The organism is Bacteriovorax sp. BSW11_IV (assembly GCF_000447755.1).
In the GTDB taxonomy this organism is placed as follows: Bacteria; Bdellovibrionota; Bacteriovoracia; order Bacteriovoracales; family Bacteriovoracaceae; genus BSW11-IV.
On the sequence record NZ_AUNE01000010.1, the window covers coordinates 1 to 21,078 of the forward strand.

14 protein-coding genes and 1 pseudogene are annotated in these 21,078 nt (G+C 37.2%); 7 read left to right on the forward strand and 8 right to left on the reverse strand.

Going from position 1 to position 21,078, the window contains the following annotated elements; translation table 11 throughout:
* The 3 genes and pseudogenes from M899_RS02995 to M899_RS03005 form a co-directional block, all read right to left on the reverse strand.
* Positions 1–642: pseudogene (locus tag M899_RS02995) on the reverse strand (hypothetical protein); the annotation flags it as partial.
* A complete protein-coding gene (locus M899_RS03000; protein WP_034727622.1) occupies positions 639–1,979 on the reverse strand; it encodes a sensor histidine kinase in 1,341 nt (446 codons plus the stop codon). The gene M899_RS03000 and the pseudogene M899_RS02995, both read right to left, overlap by 4 nt.
* Positions 1,976–3,292: a sensor histidine kinase gene (locus M899_RS03005; RefSeq protein ID WP_081653707.1), complete on the reverse strand. Its 1,317-nt coding sequence runs from the start codon at positions 3,290–3,292 to the stop codon at positions 1,976–1,978. The genes M899_RS03000 and M899_RS03005 overlap by 4 nt, the downstream gene beginning before the upstream one ends.
* Positions 3,293–3,537: 245 nt before the next feature.
* On the opposite strand from M899_RS03005, the gene M899_RS03010 reads away from it, so the two are divergent.
* Positions 3,538–4,239, forward strand: a complete 702-nt coding sequence (locus tag M899_RS03010) for a hypothetical protein (RefSeq protein WP_021270065.1) — start codon at positions 3,538–3,540, stop codon at positions 4,237–4,239.
* Here M899_RS03010 and M899_RS03015 read toward each other — a convergent pair.
* Entirely contained in the window at positions 4,217–4,864 is a 648-nt protein-coding gene (locus tag M899_RS03015; RefSeq protein WP_021269948.1) for a tRNA-uridine aminocarboxypropyltransferase, read from the reverse strand. The genes M899_RS03010 and M899_RS03015 overlap by 23 nt on opposite strands.
* Before the next feature lie 62 nt (positions 4,865–4,926).
* Here M899_RS03015 and M899_RS03020 point away from each other — a divergent pair, with 62 nt between their 5' ends.
* Complete coding sequence (locus tag M899_RS03020) at positions 4,927–5,310, forward strand: DoxX family protein (protein WP_021269927.1); 384 nt, start codon at positions 4,927–4,929, stop codon at positions 5,308–5,310.
* 162 nt (positions 5,311–5,472) lie between these two features.
* Positions 5,473–6,750, forward strand: coding sequence for a hypothetical protein (locus M899_RS03025; RefSeq protein ID WP_021270097.1), 1,278 nt, complete (start codon positions 5,473–5,475; stop codon positions 6,748–6,750).
* 12 nt (positions 6,751–6,762) lie between these two features.
* Here M899_RS03025 and M899_RS03030 read toward each other — a convergent pair whose 3' ends face one another.
* Positions 6,763–8,532 (reverse strand): hypothetical protein, encoded by a 1,770-nt coding sequence (locus M899_RS03030; RefSeq protein ID WP_021270099.1) that lies wholly within the window; start codon positions 8,530–8,532, stop codon positions 6,763–6,765.
* Positions 8,533–8,729: 197 nt separating this feature from the next.
* Here M899_RS03030 and M899_RS03035 point away from each other — a divergent pair, with 197 nt between their 5' ends.
* Positions 8,730–10,493, forward strand: a complete 1,764-nt coding sequence (locus M899_RS03035; protein WP_021269958.1) for an acyl-CoA dehydrogenase family protein — start codon at positions 8,730–8,732, stop codon at positions 10,491–10,493.
* Between the two features lie 38 nt (positions 10,494–10,531).
* Here M899_RS03035 and M899_RS03040 read toward each other — a convergent pair whose 3' ends face one another.
* Entirely contained in the window at positions 10,532–11,233 is a 702-nt protein-coding gene (locus M899_RS03040; RefSeq protein ID WP_155897054.1) for a hypothetical protein, read from the reverse strand.
* A gap of 66 nt (positions 11,234–11,299) precedes the next feature.
* On the opposite strand from M899_RS03040, the gene M899_RS03045 reads away from it, so the two are divergent.
* The 3 genes from M899_RS03045 (at position 11,300) to M899_RS03055 (ending at position 14,471) form a co-directional block, all read left to right on the forward strand.
* Positions 11,300–12,064: a tRNA (5-methylaminomethyl-2-thiouridine)(34)-methyltransferase MnmD gene (locus tag M899_RS03045; protein ID WP_021270087.1), complete on the forward strand. Its 765-nt coding sequence runs from the start codon at positions 11,300–11,302 to the stop codon at positions 12,062–12,064.
* Between the two features lie 79 nt (positions 12,065–12,143).
* On the forward strand, positions 12,144–13,499 hold the full coding sequence (locus M899_RS03050; protein WP_021270094.1) for a hypothetical protein: 1,356 nt from the start codon (positions 12,144–12,146) through the stop codon (positions 13,497–13,499).
* 18 nt (positions 13,500–13,517) lie between these two features.
* Complete coding sequence (locus M899_RS03055; protein WP_021270008.1) at positions 13,518–14,471, forward strand: NAD(P)H-dependent flavin oxidoreductase; 954 nt, start codon at positions 13,518–13,520, stop codon at positions 14,469–14,471.
* Here the strand turns inward: M899_RS03055 and M899_RS03060 are convergent.
* Positions 14,455–20,049, reverse strand: a complete 5,595-nt coding sequence (locus M899_RS03060) for a hypothetical protein (protein ID WP_021270006.1) — start codon at positions 20,047–20,049, stop codon at positions 14,455–14,457. The genes M899_RS03055 and M899_RS03060 overlap by 17 nt on opposite strands.
* 69 nt (positions 20,050–20,118) lie before the next feature.
* Positions 20,119–21,006, reverse strand: coding sequence for a protease HtpX (gene htpX, locus M899_RS03065; protein ID WP_021270141.1), 888 nt, complete (start codon positions 21,004–21,006; stop codon positions 20,119–20,121).
* Positions 21,007–21,078 lie beyond the last annotated feature (72 nt).

The window sequence follows — 21,078 nt, forward strand, 5'->3', positions numbered from 1 at the left end:
GTGCTCAATTGGCAGAACTGATGATGAATGAATTCTCTTTCCCATTTCACATGAATCTAATGACTCGTATGAAGATTTAAAACAATCCTTGAAGTATTCTTTGCGCGAATTTTCATCAAAAATGAGCTTTCCGAGATCAGGGGCCACTTTCTTAACGAAGATATTATTGTCTGTTAACTGAAGATCAATCATTTCTAAATCATAGAGTTCATAAGCAATGGCATCTACAATATCTTTATTTCCTTCGTAGTAACTAAGATCATTCAAAGCGCTGTAGTCACTCGTAATAGATGAGAGAAGTGCCAAGTGTTTGGCCGAAACATTAATATGATTTCCAATTTCAATAAGCTTTAAATCCGCAACTCCACGGCGCTTCTTATCTTCTTGCTCACTCAGGTGCTGACGTAATTCGTCGCTAAAAGATAATTTGTCGGCAAGAATTTGTAATGTCTTCTCAGAGACGGCAGATTCCTTATTTAAGATGTCACATAAGCGACCACTACTAAGATCTAGATCACGTGCAAAAGAGCGCAGAGAATAGGCCTTGTTGCGCCCATATCGTGCTTCGTATTCAGATCGTAATGTTGTGGCCAGTGTTGTTTGCATGGCCACATCTATATAATAAGTTGAGTTTGATTTCAAGCTGCTTCAAAAACCAGTGTAAAACTAGTACCTGTTGGGCCATTAAGAACATCAGTATTGGTTTTTATATCAAGATTAATTTTGAATTCGTCTACAAATAGCTTCATAATTGGCATCCCAAAACCTGTCCCGAGCTCACCAGAAGTCCCTAAGCGAGAAGTCGAAACATCTAGCTTGAAGAGATTATGAAGGATTTCATCAGGAATTCCACTGCCATTATCAGTAATTTTAAGTGCTGTTTGACCATTTTCTTTATACATCTCAACCGATATGACTCCAGCGCGTGGTGAGAACTTCAGGGCATTTGAGAGGATATTACAAATAATACTGCTCTTAAGGGAAGACTTCTCAGCAAGAACCATTTTGTTGGCCGATTCATCCACAGTGAAATCAAATTTTACACCTTTTGTCCTGGCCATTTCATCGAACATTTTTATGGACTCACGAGTGGTTTCGTCTAAATCAACAGGAAATCTTTCAAGATTGAGCTTACCAAGTTCAAAGGCCTGCAAAGAGCGGATATTATCAATAATATGTTCCATCGTTGCGGCAGTAAGATCAATTTTCGTAGAAATCTCTTTTAGATCATTACCCGATTCTGAAATATTTCCCTTTAAAAGTTTTCTTGTCAGGATTTTGATTACAAATAGGGGATTGGCCAAGTCATGTGAAAGAACCGAGACCAGTGATTTATTTCTCTCGTTTAAGAAGTAAAGTTTTTCACGCTGTTCATCGACAGTTTCAATGGCATTATTTTTTTGGCGCAAAAAGATGCGGATCACGATGTAATAAAAAGCAAATGACGTAAAAACAGTGACAGAATTGAAAACGAGAACATCTGTGTCAGTGAAATTATCAGGTTTAATCTCGATAAACTTTGGTAAAAGATAGCCTATTCCCATAGTAAAACCGGTAATAGCACAAACTATAAGCCCGCGTTTTTCTCCCAAGAGCATTACGGCAAAGATCGCCACGAGAGGCATATATACGAAATTAGTAAAGAACGTAATAGGAGCGTGGGCCTGTAGATAGGAGAGTAACTGGCCCATGGTCATAACAAATATAGTTGCCGTAGTTAGGTAGTTTCCAGTTTTCTTATAAAATATAAGAGCAAAACTATTCACGAAGACACAGCAGAAAATGAACACGGCCGTTTTGTGATTGTTGGCATTAATGTTCATAAGGCCAAAAAAACCCAAAGTAATAATTGTAACGATGAGAGTTCCGACCAAGATGCGATAGTTTGAGCGCTCAATGATATTTGAAGAAGTCTCAGACTTTTCATTAATAAAGTATGAAACAAGTTTCCAAAAAAAGATTTTCTGTTGGTCTATCATAAATTTATGCTTTCAGCTTTTTTAAAATTTAATATAAAAATTGAACCCTGTCCGTTATTTGATTCTGATGTAAAACTCTCCACATCAATTTTGCCTTTGAGAAGTTCAACGGAATTCTTCACTATTGGCATACCAAATCCTGTTCCGTGTTCACCGCCAGTTCCTTCACGATTTGTTTTGGCGAAGGGATCAAAAAGATTGTTCAAAATATAAGAGGGGATTCCAATACCGTGATCCCTTACCTTCAAACAAATATCTTTTGCATTGATCTCCACAACAACTTCAACATTGCCACCTTGTTCTGAATATTTCACAGCATTTGATAATAAGTTGGCAATAATTTGGTTCTCAACAATACTTTCTATCCCCATTATCCATGCATCGCTGGGAATGTCCTTAATTAATTTAACCTTTTTAATATCAATTAATGATTGTAAGTTAACTTCTGCATTTTCCACACAGTTTTTAAGGTTAACTGGTACAAAATTAAGCTCTTTTTTGCCTGATTCATAGGCCTCAATATCACGTATGGACTCGATACTGGCCGTTATTGATTTTACACATTTTTCGATAGTATCTGATTTTTTCTGAAGCTTTTCTGGAAGTTCTGCTCTTTTAAAGGAAAAAGCGGCTGAACTGATAACTGTTAGGGGATTGGTGATATCATGGGCAATAATTCTTAGAAGATTTTGCTTTGATAAGGCCCTCTTACCCATTTCTTCCGTAGATCTTTTGGCCAATTCCAACAGAAATAACGTAAAACAGCTATTTAATAAAATCATGCCAAAAACCACTTGAAATTGAGCGATTATCCGACCATTTTGATTGAAATAATTGGGCAAAGGCCCCATCAGAATATCACCGACAAAAACGGTTATTATGGATATTGTTGCAAATAAGGCCCAAATAATTGTGTGTCTTTTACTGGTCAAAATTCCCGCGATTAAGGGCAAAATTCCAACCCACATTATTGTCGATGTAAAAAATCCACCCGTAAGCCATGAAAAATGAACTTGAAAAAGGCCACCGGGAATTAACATCGTATAGACACCGGCCGTGAGTGATTTTGTATAACGGTACATAAATGGCGCTAATAAATGGATAAATGCATAGGCAAAACCCGTATATCTAATCGTATGATGATCGATGAAATTATAGGCCAAAAATCCATAGGCCCACATTAGGATTCCTGTGAGAAAGGCCACGGCCAAAAACAGATGAACCTTTAACGAACGAACATGAGAATAATGGTCGTCGACATTAACGATGAACCGAAAGAATCGTAGATAAAGGTTTTTAAGCAATAACATCATAAATCAATAGTAATTGTTGTCGGCAGAATTGACCACTTATTAAAAGTTCAATATTTTCATGATACTATAGATTATGGGATATACCAATTTACCCCACATAATTAACATTATATGGGGTAGTAAAATTTGCCCTTAGGGACGCCCTTTTAGCGTTTGGCCTCTAAAAAAACCTATAAGTTTTTCAAAAACACACCAAAAAATCATGGCCCCATTAAGATCACCCACCACAAACTTTGGATGGGCCCATGAAATTTTTCAATTTAAAGAAACATCTGGTTAGAAAAATCATCGTATCTATGCTGTTAAATGTGAACGCTATAAGCGTTCATGCCTACACTGATAATATTATCTATGAAATGAAAGTCCAGCTTACACAGATGATTGCTTCATTAATTGAACTTCATGCTACGGCAGATGAAGATGAGTTTGATGGAAACAAGGCCTGTGTTCAGGTTGAAAATTTTCAAAAAAGATCTGAAATAGTTCTTTCGGAGAGTGTTTATATAAGACACCTTCCCTATAATCTCGATATCGATGAATCTGTTCGTAAAAATCTCATTACATTGAGTGAGCTTTGTGCAAGTGATTTGGTCAATCGCGAAGTGGTTCAAAGACTTTCGTCTATTGCGCGCGAAACAGGCAATAGACTTGGTCAAACAACACTAAGATTCCTGGAAAATCAGGCCATCTTTGAAAAAGAGGCTACAAGAGAAATATATAAAAGCTCACAAAAAACGCTTCAATATGCAAGAACATACACAGGCCTTGATAAATTAAAGCTTGATTTCATCCAATATGGCTGTGATTACAATGTAGCACTCTCCTATTTTACAGACGGACTCTCTGTTGAATTAAACAATAATTCAAAAAGAGAGATCATCGGTAAAATTAGTCATGATGAGGCAAAAGTTGTATTTGATGAAATTAAAGCGACTCATTGTCATTAATTTTTGTACCATAGCGGGCGCTTAAAAAGCGCTCGACCATAATTCTAAAAATTCTTTCCATGTGTTCCTGTACTGGTTTTTTATCTATTACACCTAAAGCGCGAGCGATGGCCTCATAAGTACAAACAGCTTCAAGATAGGGAGATTTTCTCATCTTATATTCAGATGGGCCCATAAAAGGGATTTTCACTGAGGGCATATTCTGAAGAACAGCTTCTCTTTGTTTAAATTTTCTCGCTTGGCGCCAGCTTCCATCTGGCACAACGATGGCCACTGGTTTATCAAAACTTTCAATATACTCAGAAGAAAGCTCAATTGCTTCTTCATCAGGATATAAAAAGAGATATTGGTATGAATCATCAAAAAGACCTTCGAGCTCTAATTCGTGATCCTTTAATCCCCTAATATGTATTTTACAATCCGATAACGTATGAACGGCCAGTGTTGCGGTATTGCTTGGCAGCTTTCTTTCGCGGGCATGCATGATGATATGAACAGGCACTTTGTTTTCAATTGTCGAAATTTCATGACAAAAACAAATGCTCTTATTTACCTTACATTTTGGACAGCGATCGACACTTGTTTGGCGCCTAGTTCTTTTGGTCATATTTTCTTTCTTTGCCACTTTTATTTTTTCCGTTATCATATTTTGTTAAGACAACACTTTATAATGAAAAAGGATCCATTATGGAAGCATTACAAAAGCATGGAATTAACATAGGGCTTTTCTTTCTTAGAGTTTCAGCATCTTTATCAATGATTTTGGCCCATGGCTGGCCGAAACTTGCCAATTACTCTGTTTTGGCCCCAAAATTTGGCGATCCATTAGGTATTGGTGCTAGCGCCAGTTTGGTTTTAGCTATTTTTGGTGAAGTTGTGTGCCCTATTTTTATCATCCTTGGTATCAAAACACGTTTTGCCGCTATTCCTGCTGCAGTAACAATGGCCGTTGCTGGGATTCTTGTTCACGGAGCCGATCCATGGCAAAGAAAAGAACTCGCATTCATGTATCTCTTCATTTTTGTTTCTCTCATCTTCACTGGTGGCGGAAAATTATCTATTAAAGAATAAAACGAGGGCCTTTGGGGCCCTTTTTTTATAATTACACTAAAACAACGCACTGCAAGTTTCATATTTACACACTAGTTCACATTTATTGTGAACGTGAACATATTTCATTGACGATTCCCGCCTGAAACGAGAGTTTTCCTGTAATCACAAGGAGAACACCATATGAAGAAATTTCTAAGCGCACTATTATTTGTAGGCCTTAGTTCTCACGCGGCCGTTTGGCAGTCCACAAATGAATGGGACATGCAATGGGAACAAAAATATGCTGATTGGATGAAATCAGACAACGTTTACGCCACCATGTTTGTTAATAAAAACTCGGCCTATAATGGTGGAAGTTTTGACTGTGCCGATGCGGCCTATGCTTTAAGAGCAATCTTTTCTTTTGAAAACTCACTTCCATTTGCCATCAAAAACCCAACAGGCTCAAATGGTAAATTCAGTCTGTTCACAAATAGCATTAATAAATTTGATTATGTCCAAGCGGGACCAAAAAGAGTTATCGCTTTTTTAAATTATATTGCTGATATGGTCGGTTCAGAAAACCTTACTCGTCATGATACTTATCCTATTGCCCTTGATTCAATTAAGGCCGGAAACGTTTTCTCATATAAAATTAAGGCACGTTTCGGTAAGTGGATTCGTCACGTTTACAATATCAAAAACGTAAATGACACGGGAACATTTGATCTTATCTATTCAACTCAGGCCATTAGAAAAGCTGGCGTTCCTTTGAATTACAGAAAGGAAAAACCAATCGTTGAAAAGCCTCATGATGTATGGGGATTTAAGGCATTCATTTGGCCAAATCTTCACGGAGTAAGCTACTCTCAATACCCGAGTGAAATGCGCTATTCTACTGAACAATTTGAACTTGCGAGTAAAATGGATACGGGCAGCTTTTTCAAGCTTGTTAAAAATAAGCTCAAAATTGTTGATGAAACTGATGAAGCTGTTTTAATTAAAGCATTCAATAACGTGTGCTCTGAATCGCAAGCTCGTATTCAATATGTTAATGAAGCTGCTGATCGTCTGGCGCAAACAGGTGGCAAGTGTATGGACTATGCTGACTATGATGCCTATTCAACACCAGCGAGAGATAAGGCCCTTAAAGACGCTTTTGAAACCCTTTGGATTTCATTCAAAGAAATCGTTGAAAAAGGAACTGTGTCTCCAAATAGCAACGCCTATAAGCTTGCAAATGCTGTTTTCTGGCACCGAAGTACGAATCAACCTCACTTATACGAACCAAATAGTGCGGAAAAAGATCTTCTTTTTGAAACATGTCCGATCAACTATAAAGCAAATAAGTCGATCGATCTTGCAGAGCTCTTTATTAGAATTAGAACTCATGCTCTATCGTCACATCCGAATGATATTCTAGAAAATCGTTGGGGTGAAAATATTGGAAGACGTACAAAATGTAAGGCCTGGTATTAATCAGGCCCTAATTTATTGATTATTTTCTTCTTCTTTTTGTCTGAGTTCTTCTTCAACAGTGTAGTCGTTAACTAGACTGTTGATTTCTTCGACTTGAATAATCTTATTGGCCGTATTTTCAGAGGGATTATGTTGAACCTTAATCCCAGCGGCCTCAAGTTTTTCTTCTGCTTCTTCGGCATTAACAACGATGTTGTTATTGTTAAATGTATTAATAATCTCTCTCGCCTTTTCTGTTCCTTCTTCTGAGAAGGCCGAGTTGCTAAGCTCCTTAGAGATTGAATAAGTGTTGTTTTGCTTATCATTGGCCACATCGCGACCACCGTTTTGTCCGCTTGATTGAACATCTAGATAACCGGCCACAACGTTTGAGTAGTGAATTAGTTGGGCGTAGTTTTCAGTTTTTTGTGACAATTCATGTCCTATAGTCGTAAGGCGATTTAGCTTCTCTTGTTCTGCTTGCTCAGGACTAAGGTTAGTATTTTGATTGGTCGCGGCCGCCAACTTCTTTGACAAGGATTCGATCACTTGATTTTTTTGTAGTTCATAGCGACCAGTGATCTCAGCTTTAAGATTTTCAATATTTCCGGCCATCATTTCTTTAATTTTTTCGTCACTATAACCTTGGTCTTTAAGATACTTCTCAAGATTACCATCATCTTTAAGATCTTCTTTTAGCTTTTCCGCAAGGGCCTTATTACGAAGCATCTGCTCCCCAATAAAGTCTTCATCTTGTTCTTCAAGAAACTGAGAACACTCCTCACCAAGATCTTTATTCTTAACACATTCTTCGATCTTTTCTTTATCTGCGACACTACCTTCATGGAACTTAGACTCAGCAACGAACTCTCCCGAAGTCACAGTAGTGAGATCATCTACTGTTTTTCCTTTTTCGTTACCAGAGAAATAACTTGGGTCATTTGTCTCAACCATATTCAGTTCGTCATAACCTTTTTTAATCTTATCAATTGCAATGAGGTTTTGCTTTGCTGCCTTAATATAATTTACAACCTCACAGGCCCTCATCTTTGTGTAGCCATCTTTCATATTATCGACACAAGTCTTTGTTGCAGGGTCTACAGTACAACTGCAATACGTCGGAGTTAACTTAATACACTCCATATAATTTTGCTTAGAACTACTTGAAAAACTCGCGGCATCTTGCAAGTTCTTATCTCGAGCGGCCTTTCTTTTTGCGGAATCGCTATCAATAGAATATGAAATTGTTGTTTGAGGTTGACCATCTGGCCCAATAGTTGTTTTGGTATCATATTCAGCATCTAGACAGATTGATGAGAAGGCAGAAATTATATTTTTACCAACCTGAGTTTTAAAAAGGTCGTAAAAAACTTCCTGGCCAGCGACTTTTTGTTGAATAAACTTTTTATCTCCAGAGACTTCTTGAAATAATACGGCCGAAAGTTTTTCATTCAGATACTTCTCTAAATTTTCAAAACCTTTTTTTTGTGAACCTTCTAGACCACCAGTACTTACTGATTCATAACGTGCATCAAGTTTTTTCCCATCTTTTGTTTGCTCTATAACTTGAAGAACTTGTTCTTTTTTACCATCATCCAAATTCTTCCAAAGACAATCACTCACATCTGAATTGCTACGCCCTGGTTGTTTACAGTTGGTATAAACTTCTTTTACTCCAGGTATTTCCATGGCCTTTGCAAGAGCGTCCATTGTTTTATTTTCAATGGCCTTTTGCTCCTCGGAAAAAGAATTTTGGAGAGTGGTTAACGATATAAATAAAATGAGCTTTTGAAGGTATTTCATACGTTAATTATCGGCTATTTTCTCGAAAAATTAAAAAAATTCATATAATGGCCCTTATCACAATAATAGCGACAAAAATTATTGGCACTTTTACCCTCCCTGACCTTTCGGTCGGTCAAGTCATTCATCTGTATACAAAAAAAGATGGTGGCCCTAAAATAAAGGCACAAATTAATTGAGGAAAAGGAAATATCTAAATGAACTTCTTTGAAGACGAACAAGATTGGAAATGGCTCTTTAAAAATGGAATTGATTGGAAAACAATCCTTCCCCTTTACTATCAAAGCTACCCGACTGAGGAAGGTTTTGAGAAACCAGAAGACGTCATCTCTTTTATGGAAGAAATACTAAATAGTACTGGTGCATGGACAGGCGGTGCCGTTAGCCAAAGAGCAGAAAAACTCGATCAAAATGGTGCAGGTCAAGTTGTCGATGGAAGAACTATTCCAGGTCCAGAACTATCTGCCCTGTACAAAGAAGCGGCAGAGCTTCAGGTGATTGGTTTGCCAATTCCTCCAGAGTTTGGTGGTCTAGGAATTCCAACAACGATCCTTATGTTCTTATTGGCCCAACTCTCTAGAGCATGTTTATCACAATCAACTCAACTTGCTTTTTTCACTTCTATTGCAGAAATGGTTCACCGCTTTTGCGATCATGAAACAGCACAAAGAATTATTCCAAAGATTATCGCTGGCGAGCTTAGTGGATCAATGAATTTAACTGAGCCTGGTTGTGGATCAGATCTTGGAATGATTAAAACGACTGCAATAAAAAGAGAAGATGGAAAATACCTTCTAAATGGAAGCAAGATTTTCATCACTAACGGCGGTGGCGGTGTTGGATTTGTACTTGCTCGTATCAAAGGCGCGGCTGAGGGCCTTGCTGGAATTTCAATGTTCCTATGTGAGCAAGATATTCCAGAAAAAGATGGTCCTAACTATATTGTAGCTAAGAATGAACACAAAATGGGAATGCACGGATCATTTACGACTGAAGTTGTTTATGAAAATTCGGTTGCGTCCCTTGTTGGTGTAGAAGGCGAAGGTTTCAAATACATGCTTCACCTTATGAACGAAGCAAGAATTGCTGTAGGCTTTCAGGCGCTAGGAACAATTGAAGGAGCAATTTCTTATGCTGTAAAATATGCAAATGAGCGCCAACAATTTGGAAAACCAATTGCAGAACTTCCCCTTATGAAAAGAAACCTCGAAGACTTTACAACTGAGCGCGATGCTCTTAGAGCTCTTCTAACAGACACCGTTTCTCACTTTGACATCTTCCAAAAGCTAGATTTAAAGAAGAAAAAAACAAACGATCTCTCTAAAGAAGAACAAGTTCTTTTTAAAGAGGCCAGTCTATGGGTGAGAAAGAGAACTCCTCTAGTAAAGTACTACGCGTGTGAAGCAGCGACAAACCTATCTCAAAGAGCTATTCAGGTTCTTGGTGGTTATGGTTTTATGCATGAATACCCAGTAGAAAGATTTCACCGTGATTCTTTCGGTCCACTTCTTTATGAAGGGACAAGTCAGATTCAGGCCCTGATGGCCCTTAAAGATATCATCAAATACGCCATGAAAGACCCTAAGCGCTTCTTTAGCAACGTTTTTATTAAGCACCCAGGTATCAACCTTCTTGGTGGAAATTCTGCCTATGAAAAGAAATTGAAAAATTCTCAATACCGCTTCAAAAAGAAGATGATTGGTCTGATTATTAAGACTCTTAAACCAGAGACTTCAAATAATCTTTTTAATGCTAAAGCATGGGCCACGGAAGAAAATATTGATAAGCTCATGATTCACGCAGAAACTCTGTGCCAAGGTCTCTCTTACCTTGAAACGCTAAGGGTTCTAAGTGAGCATGCACAAAAAGATTCATCGCGCTCAGAGCTTTTCAACAGATACTATACTCTGATTACTCCGCGCCTTGAGGCCATCTATACAGATTGGGAAGTAAGAACTTAATCTTTGATTTTGTGGGGTCCCGAAAGGGGCCCTTTTTTTTAATTTGTTTCGCTTAGAACTGTTTGAATGAAGACACTGGACTGCTCTGGATATTCAGAACATTGAACCTTTTTAACGATTTCTTTTACAACACCGGCCGTAAATTTATCAGACGAACTAATAACTTTTAATTCAACAATTTCTTTGGCCAAAATACTGCTACTTGCATCACTTCTAGGGCCCTTGATTTTTCTTATGACATCAACTCCACCATATTCATTGGCAAAGAGAACCTGATACATTGTGCTATCATTGCCCTCATTTACAACTTTCTTGGGTGTTCTATCGCTAAGAACATCATCACAAATTGTTTTAAGCTCACCATCGCGATCCGTTTGCATAATCGAGAAATATGAAATGGGAAGGCTACCATCTAGATAAATAGGACCTGAAGATAAAAGCTGTTTAACTTCTAGGTCACCATTGTATTTCTTTACACCTTGCGGTTTCTCACAATCTTTATTATTAATTTCTGTGCTAAATATTTTAGAACTTTGTAAACTTGTAAAGCTAACTCTCTTTGTTCTAAAAAGAGTACAGACCTTGTTAAGTGTTGTGACATCTTCAGATGAAAAAGTACTAGAGATAAGATAATTTGTTCCGATGGCGCCACTTGAATAATTTGAGACGCGATTCTTATCACGGCCACAGCTCATAAGCGTAAGTAAAGTGAATGTAAGGACAATAAATAACCTTCTCATTACGTATATTATCGGAACCTTAAAAATCAACTTTAACTTTTTTCAATTTTGCGATATGAAGCAACCATGGAAAAAACATTTCAAGGCAAGCTCGGCACATACATCGTAAGAGAAACTGAAGATAAAAGTCTCACCATTTGGTCAGGTTTTTTCGATGAAAACTGCCATTCTTTGGCCGGTGCCATTAACGAAACCATCTATAATTACCTAGAAGGTGCAGAGGTTTTACCTAAACTCACAGAAGGAAGACCCTGCAGTGTTTTTGAAGTGGGTTTTGGCGCCGGAATAGGGCCAAAGTTAACTATAAACAAATGGCGTGAATTAGGCGCAAAGGCCCCCTTGTCATTTATAAGTACAGAACTAGACCCGGCCTTGGTAGAGTTTGTTCGCGACAATTCAGAAGAAGACTTTCTAAAAAATCTTGTACGCGATGAAAACGGACATTTTGTTTTTAAAGAGGGGCTTCTAACATTTAAAATCCTTATTGGTGATGCGCGCAAGACTATTAAAGAATTTCAAAAAGAGAATCATTTAATAGACTCTTTTTATCAAGATGCTTTTAGTCCCAAGAAAAATCCTGCACTTTGGACGGTGGAATGGTTTGAAGATTTGAAGATCATTGCAAAAGACCAAGCAGTGCTGTCAACTTACTCTTGTAGCAATGCCATTCGAAAATCCCTTGTACAAGCAGGTTGGGCCGTTTTTAATCGCAAAGGTTTTGGGACAAAAAGACACGCTACCATCGCAAAGAGTCAAGGAGAGTCTAGTGATGAGATTCTTCTGTCTTTGTCACGCTCACCTGTTGTTGCATTAGTTGATCAAAATCTGTAAGGATTTTTTATAATTTACTAATATCTCGTTTCTTTTTTCCGATAATCAATGTGTTATAATAAAAAGAAAAGGGTGAAACATGGCGCAGGTAATAGTCGTTGAAGATAATCAAACAATGCTTGATCTTCTTACGTTAAATTTAAAAACCTTCGCAAGTGCAGATGTTATTCCTAGAGAGAACGCAGCGGAAGTTATAGACCTTCTCTCACTACTTCCTTCTGTAGACCTTATCATTGCAAAAAATTATATCAAAAATCAAAATGTCCCTCACGCAATTGTCGATTTTCTAATCGATAACAGACTCGATATACCTGTGATCATCGTTGGTGATGTGCAAGAAGACTATCCTGGAATTGAAGAAATCGCCACAACAGTGTCTGATACAAAAGATTGGGAAGAAATTGTAAAAACGGCCTGTAAGTCGTTAGGGGTTTCAGAAGAATCATTAACAAAGAAAATGAGTCCTGATTTTGTTCCTGTTCCCACTCGTTATTTTCTCTCACTTGAATCAACTTTTTGTGATGTCTATATTCGCATTAAAAAGGGACCAGGTGATTATCAGTTTGTAAAACGTATCCATCAAGGTGAAAAGTATCCAATGGATGTTGTGAATAAGTATATAAACCAAGGCCTAAAGCACTTTTATATTGCCAAAGAATATGAAGAGAACTTTACAAACTTTGTTTCAAATCAACTTGTAGAAAAACTTAATGATAAAAGTATTAAGCTAGATGAGAAAATTGATATTATGGCCGAAGGTTATAGTATCGCTCTTCAAGAGATCTACAAAATGGGCTTTACAAGCGCAACAGTTCAGTTGGCCGAAAGTATCGTCCACTCGATGATTGACACGTTTAAAGTTAATCCTGAGATGTCTCCCCTATTATTTAAAATTATTAACTCTAAAACGGGATACCTCTACCGTCACGCTCATATGTGTTCAATTGTCTCTAGTGAGATTTTGAAAAACATGGGGCGTGATAAAAAAGAACTCCATGAAACCATGGCCTATGCCGCATTTTTTAAAGACATTGCGTTTGTTGAGAATGAAGAGCTTGCCAAAATTTCAACTTTCAATGCACTCGAAGAATCAGAATTAGATGAGTTTAGTTGGGACCTCGTGTTCAATCATGCCCAAGAGGCCGCAAATATTGTAAGAAAACTTGAAGATGCTCCTCTTGATGTTGATACAATTATCAAAAATCATCACGGTACAACTAATGGCCGTGGGTTTGCCACTGAAAATAACAAGACAGATTTTCCAAAATTATCCCTAATCTTTATTGTCGCTGTGGAGTTTACAAATGAGCTTTTGGCCTTTAAAGAACTTGGTCGCAAGCCACGTCCTATTGTCGATATCCTAAAAGAAAAGTATGATGTTTCTAAGATGAAAGATATTATTCATGCTTTAGAAAAGACAATTAAAAACTCTTAGGAATAATTAGGATTTATCATGACAAGATCTCCGTTTCCAAAAAGTCCAATTACGGATTTATTTGGTATTCAATATCCTATCATCCAGGCCGGAATGGTCTGGGTCTCTGGAGCAAAATTGGCCGCCGCCGCAAGTAATGCTGGATGCTTGGGACTCATCGGTGCCGGTTCAATGAAGCCCGACCTATTGAGATCACAAATACAAAAAGCAAAGAAGCTAACATCAAAACCATTTGGGGTAAATATTCCTCTTTTGTACCATCTTGTGGAAGAGCAAATTAATGTTTGCTTAGAAGAAGGTGTAAAAATCTTTTTTACAAGTGCCGGTTCTCCAAAAAAATGGACGCAATACTTAAAAGATCATGGCGCCATTGTCGTTCATGTGACATCCACGCCAGAACTTGCAAAAAAATGCGAAGAGGCCGGATGTGACGCTGTCGTTGTTGAGGGATTTGAGGCCGGAGGTCATAATGGGCGTGATGAAATAACCACGATGTGCCTTATTCCTCAAGTGGTCGATTCTTTAAAAATTCCGGTTATTGCGGCCGGTGGTATTGGTGATGGAAGAGCGATTCTTGCTAGCTTTGCACTAGGGGCCGATGCTGTTCAACTAGGAACGCGCTTTGCTCTTACTATTGAATCAAGTGCTCACGACAATTTTAAAAAGGCCATACAAAATGCAAAAAGTGGCGATACAAAACTCGTAATGAAACAGCTTGTGCCCGTTCGTTTGTTGAAAAATAAGTTCTACGACCAAGTCATTGAGCTAGAAAACAGATGTGCGACAAACGATGAGATGAATGAACTTCTTGGAAAAGGCCGTGCCAAGGCCGGAATGCTAGAAGGCAATATGGATATGGGAGAGTTAGAAATTGGCCAAGTAAGTGCACTTCTAAAAGATATACCTACATGCGAACAGTTGGTCCAAGATCTAATTTCTGAATATCACAAGGCCCTTACAAGGGTTTCATAAAGGCCTCTAAATAAGACATACATGTTTTGGCAGTTGTGGCATCAAGCATTTTCTCAAACCACTTTCTGCCAAAAGATGTCTGAATCTTCATCTTTACTTTATTTTTATCATTTAAAAATTGAGCAGACCCTGAATCAATAATGACCCAATCATCACTCACATCATTCCAGATGAGATTCGCTGGCCTTAAGTCACCAAAGTAAACTTCATTTTGAATCATTTTCTTTACAATAGAAAAGAGCTTTTGCATTTTATAATCCTGCATATTCGCCCCTTGATTCAGCCAGTTTTTAATATAGTCCTCACCACTTTCACCTTCAATAAGTCTTCTGACAGAAAAGTTTTTTGAGCCAATGTAATATTCGGCATGAGTTAAACCAATCTTTTCATAGGCCTCAACACGCTTTTTCTCTTTACTGAGATCTTTCTCAAGAATACGTCCAACTTTAACAACGTAATCCATTCCTGCTTTATCTTGAAAGTGATAAACAAGAATCTTCGAATTCTCATGAACGCTTCCTAAATAATTCAAAATCCCCAGTTCTTTAGTCTCGATGATAAGTCCAGATTCGGGAGATTTAGTGAGAACATATTTCGCAAAACTATCGAGATCAATATTTTTAGCAGAGCTTTTTTCCAAGGCCTTTGCGCGTGGTTTAGTCTGTGGATTTGTTTGTTCACTTGAATGCGCGTAAGAGGCCAAGTATTGAGACTCAAGATTGTTCAATTTAGGACCTAAAATTGGAGCTAGACTACGAATTCTATTGGCAATTTTCGCATTCAACATTTTGGCTTCACTGCCATCAGCGATTAATTTTAGTAAATGACCATAATAAGTAACAGAGATGGCCTTACCCTTGTATTTATTTTCCGTCATTTCAATAAAGCGAAAAATGAATGATTCATAAAGTTTTCCAGACATTAATTCTGGACTAACAAGATAATTTGATATCGTTTCAAAGATTTTCCCATTCAAATTCTTTTCATTCATTCCAAGAAAACCAATAATAAACTTTTCAGCAATATCTTTTGATTTGGTTCCTGAAATAGAACCTACTTCACGATATAAAAAAGTACTTAAGTCAGATGGCCTATCTGTATGATTAAGAATTTTTGTTATGCTCTCACTATAACTCGAGCTTTCTTGCAACTTACGAGAGATGCGCAGAGATTCCACAATATTTTTAGGATAGTTTTCTAAATGAGGAATAATAACCTCTGAAACTAAACGTTCACGTAGAACACTCGTTTTGTTCAAAATGCCCAGTACAAGTTCAGAAATACTTTTAGATTTCCCATTCTCGTAACAATACTCAATAAATTGATCTAAGTCTTTATCCGTAAACTGAGAAATGACATCAACAAGTTTATTTCTAAAATTTGTATTTTTAACCAATGCACTGTTTTTCTCTAAAATTGCTAGAAAAATTTCTAGATGATCAAAGCTCTTTGATTGACCTAGTATAGTAAGAAAATATTTATTTTGAATCGTTTCTGGAGTAAGAAATTTATCTAGAATGTAATCAGAGGTCTTACTATCTAAGGTTACATTTAAATTTTCTAGAACATCGACTAGCGAATTAAAGACTATACCTTTGTCTTTAATTGAAGCAGCTTCGAGTCCCTTTAACATCGAAAGAAATGTACTTTGATCAAAATTGTTGAGTGAAAATTTTTGTAAATGCCCTTTGATGGCCTGACCGGGTAATGCATTAGTGACATTGAGTGCATCACTCAGGACACTTGAGAATTCAAAAAAAGCACTAAATGTTTTTACATCATACTTCTTTGCTTCCTTAGTTAATTCTAGATACTCAAACGGATACATTGGGTATTTAACAAGAAATAATTTCTGGGCCTCACTCAACTTTTTTAAGGCCTTAGTTGCGTCATCATAGATAGCATCTGCATCAATATTTAGTTCACTTAAAACGTGAGGAGCAATAATTTGGTTTCCAAAGACGACAGATGAAGCTAAGAGATTATCGTAAACAAGGTCTTTTATTCCTGTAATATTTAAAAACGATGCTAGCTTTTCATTATTATATGAAATGATTTTTTTAAAGAATAAATTATTATCAGCATCTTTGCCCATAGAGATGAGATTATCTAATTTAAGGAGTTTTTCATATTCTTGGAGATGGGACTTTGAAATCTCGATTTTTCCAGGAAGAATAGAATTCAACATAAAAGGAAGATAGAGAGTCTTCTCTATACTACTTAAGGAGCCAGTCTTGTTGTATGAATTTAACACTGACTCAATAAAATAGTCGTAATTGGCCTTCGATTTAACAACTCTCATATAATCGTTTTCAAAATTCACAAAGTTTGAACTATCTCTAGCTATGGTCATAAAAAGATCAATCTTTTCTTTTGGACTTAACAGGTCAAGACGTCTTTTGACCTCTTTTGATGAAAGAGATGAGTTGAAATAATGATCATAAACGACACTTTTATCACTGTCGTTTTGTTTCTCTGAAGCATCTATATAAAGCAGAACTCTACGAAAAGTACTGTAGGCCAAATGTTCATCGTCACCACTTAATCTATTAAGAATATATGACGAACTAAGACTTTTCTTATGAAAATTTATAGATCTTCCTGAGCGAATATCGTTTATTCCCGCCTTAATGATTAGTCTATTCAATTTACTTTTTAGCTGCGTATTAAATTTCACTTTCAAAAGTAGCTCTTCAATAGCATTTTGATCCGAAATTTTTTCAATATCTCCGATTTGAAACATGGCATCTAAAATTTCTGTCAACTGTTTCTCGTTATCTGCGAGATTAGCAAAAAATGGCCAATTCGATTTGAGCAAAGTCCCTTCATCCTCTTTGAAGAGTTTTGACCAAGTACTGTATTTAATCGAACTTACAAATTTTTTAGTTTTCTGATCATTTGACTGTAGAAATGATGAGGCCATGGCCCTTAGTAATTCAATTTGATTCTCATGGAGTTCGTCATCTTTTAGGGCCTCCATTAAAAGGACGAAATCTTCAAGATGAAAAAAGACTCTTACATCTGCATGACTCAATTCTTGAATTGTTATGACAACTTCTTTAGTAAATAATTCAGAAGCACTATAATTGGGAAAAATCTTCATCAGTGAAGTTAGCAATGAGACATTTTTCGCTCCATGAGTCTGCGCGTGTTCGATAATACTCTTTGCAACAAACGCCGGAGTATACTTTGGTTTCATTTTAAGAAATTCAACAAGATCAGAATATGAACCATTTCGAACAAGATCTTCTATGAGAACTTTATAAGTTAGCGCTTCTTCCTCTGCAGGAGAAACTGTTTTAAGCTCTGCAATTCTATAATTGTTATGAGAAAGATTTAAGGTTCCGTATGATGATAGAACATGAAAAAATGATTGATTGAAATTCTTTACATCATTTGTGAAAGTGAAATTTTCTAAATAGCTCTCATTCAACGCCCTTGTCAAATTATGCTCAAATTCTAATTCGAGTTTTTGAAATCTGGCGTTCGTGGATGTTAGACTAGAATCAAATTTTGCACCATTTAGAAAAACAGCATCACTTTTTTGATCCACTTCATTTGGTTTAAGTTCATTTCTTAGATATGATAAAAGCTCAGAATTTTTTATATTAAAAACAACTGGTCTGCCGCTTTGTAAATAATCCTTAAGCGCATCGGACAAAAAGAAGTATTTTCCCCCAACCTTTATAGCTTGTTCACTTAAATTAGGAATCTCTGTAAAAGTAGCGTCAGTGATTAATAAGGGACGGCTTTTAAAATCAAAATCGATGGCCCTGTTATTCCATTTTGGCTGATGTTCTAAAACGCTCACTCTAAAACTTGCCGACCCACCACCATTTACAATCTGTTCGACATTAATTCCCTTTTTACGGGCATACATCTCAAAGGCATTGTTATTCCATTTTTCAATATAACTTGGTGCAGTTTCACTCTTCCAAATAAACTTCCACTTTACTTTATCCGCAATAGCAAGCCCCTCAAGTGACTGTGACAATTTATCGGGAATTGTTCCTTGATAACCTAGATCAAGAAGGATGAGCTCACCTTTTTCGTTTATTTTATTTTCATCTATCCTCAAAATGGCCATTTTATCTTTATCGGAAATTTGCCCCTGAACAAGCTTTGCGGCCACATCGCGAGAGATATTTACAGGAAGCACTCGTTTCAATAGTTCTTTTTTTACGGCAAATGAATTTGTTAAAGTAAAATCATCTTCTGAGAGAAATTGTACTAAACGATAATAGATATCATCCATATCACGTGCAAATAAACGAATTTCATCCTCTGGGTTCTCGAGAAGATAAGTGATTATTTCAAAGGCCTGAAAACTCAAAAACTTATCATAAAGATCATAAACTTGCTCTGCCGAAGCCCCAGTACTTGTCATAAAAGCGCGGGCCTGAATACTCTCCTGCAAAGTTGATTTCACCGCCCGAACAATATCTTCTTGTTCAGTCTCAGGTCTCGATTTAATATACTCAATCATCTCTTCAGGCAAAGGTGGAAATTTATTTTTTGCAAAATGCTCTATAGAACTTATTGCACTTTTTGTTTGTGATTTCTTCTTGTCAATTCCATTGATCAAAAATTTATTGTAATCATAACCAAGATTATTTGCTTCTTCGATAACCGTTTTTTTGACATCAAATTCTTCGGTAAATTCATAGATGGTCTTCATTATTGAGAGAACTTTCTTTTTAGTCTCTAGTGAGCTTTGTGGGCCAGAATTAGATAAAAGGCTCCCATTCTCTCTGTGTGTAAGACCACTAAAAGACCCGTGCCACTCGGGAAGATTGTAACTTATTGCACTGCCAATATCTTCAATGGCGGCCATGGGAAATAGCCCCGTAAAGACTTCAGGACCAGCGCTATCATCGACATTCATGAGGGCCCTTGCGACTTTGTCTTTAACTTCTTCTATTTTATCAAGATTTGCTCCGTCTGATCCTCCATTGGCAAAACCTATAAAACCAATTTTTTCTGAAAATATTTTCGCATCACCATTTTTCTTATAATAATCATTCCATAAAGCACTCATGAGCATTCGTGGTTGATTGCCACCATGAATACTTGAAACAACATCGATGAAAACAACAGGTCTTTTCATACTTAGAAAGTCTGTGGATATACCAAAGGCCTTTTGAAATTCGACTAATTGCGATCCTGAGGCGTGATTGAAAGTTGCCGTACTGGCATCAATTCTCACAACTCGATCAGAGTTACCCCACTTGTCGAGAATGGCCTCAAATATATCGGCCTCATACGCAATATCTCTGCCCACAAACGCCAAAGTTGCCCCTGGATAATGCTTATCAATAAGGGCGATCATCTTGGGTATTTTTTCTTTAACTTTTAATTCTATTGAATTTCTGATGGATTCATCTTCGATTTCTTCTATTCCATCAAGGGATTGCAAAATCTTTTTAATCGTAGGGCGCTTTTCACTATTGGCAATTTTAACTTGCTCAACACTTGCAATTTTTCGACCTGAGTCAATGTGATGTAGCGGTCCTTGTACTTTAACAACGACAGCAAAGAAGAGAAGAAGGCCTAAAATTTTAAGATGTTTGTACAGCATATCCGACTTATCGGATCAGATAAGTTCGGGCCTAAAATTACTAGACCCGAACCTTGTAAAATCGAATAATTAGCGACTTGTTCTAAGAGCTTGAATACGCTTATCAAGCGTTGGGTGGGTTGAGAACATTTCAGCAAAGTTCACCTTGCCTGAAATCTTCATTGTGGCCATATTGTCGGCCCCACTTAAGATACGGTCCTGTTGGCCTTTTAAAGACTCAAGAGCACGAATCATTTTATCCTTACCAACATAAGAGGCTCCACCGCTATCAGCTCTATACTCTCTAAAGCGAGAGAACCACATTACGATTGGCATCGCAAGAAGGCCAAGAACGATATCGAGCACCATAACGATCATATAATTAATCATCGGCGACGGCCCACGATCTTCATCGTCGTTACTTCTAAGGGCATTAGAAATAGCGAAGGCGGCAATTCTTGATATGAACATAACAAAGGCGTTCACTACCCCTTGTACAAGAGCTAAGGTGACCATATCTCCGTTGGCAGCATGGGCCACCTCGTGAGCAAGAACACCTTCCACTTCATCTTCGTTCATTTCGCGCAAAAGTCCTGTCGATACAGCAATTAAAGAACTGTTAGCACTTGGCCCTGTCGCAAAAGCGTTAACTTCAGGTGAGTCATAAACACCAACTTCTGGCATTTTTGTAATTCCAGCGCGTCTGGCAATTACGTGAACTTTACGCACTAAATCTCCATAAGGACCATTTTCATTTTGAATCTGGACACCCATTGTCATTTTGACCATGAACTTTGAGAGCATAAGTGAGATAAATGAACCCCCCATACCCCAAACAAGACAGATGATCAGAAGCGATTGGTAATTGATCCCCTGGGCCGTTAAATAACCGTTAACCCCAAGAAGGTTTAAAACAATACCAATTGTTGCCACCATCAGAATATTTGTTAATAAAAAGAGTCCAATTCTTTTAAACATACGTTTTTTCTCCATTAAATCAGTTACCCATATTTTGATATGTCCTAGGAAATAGTCAATATTTGGCCGTCC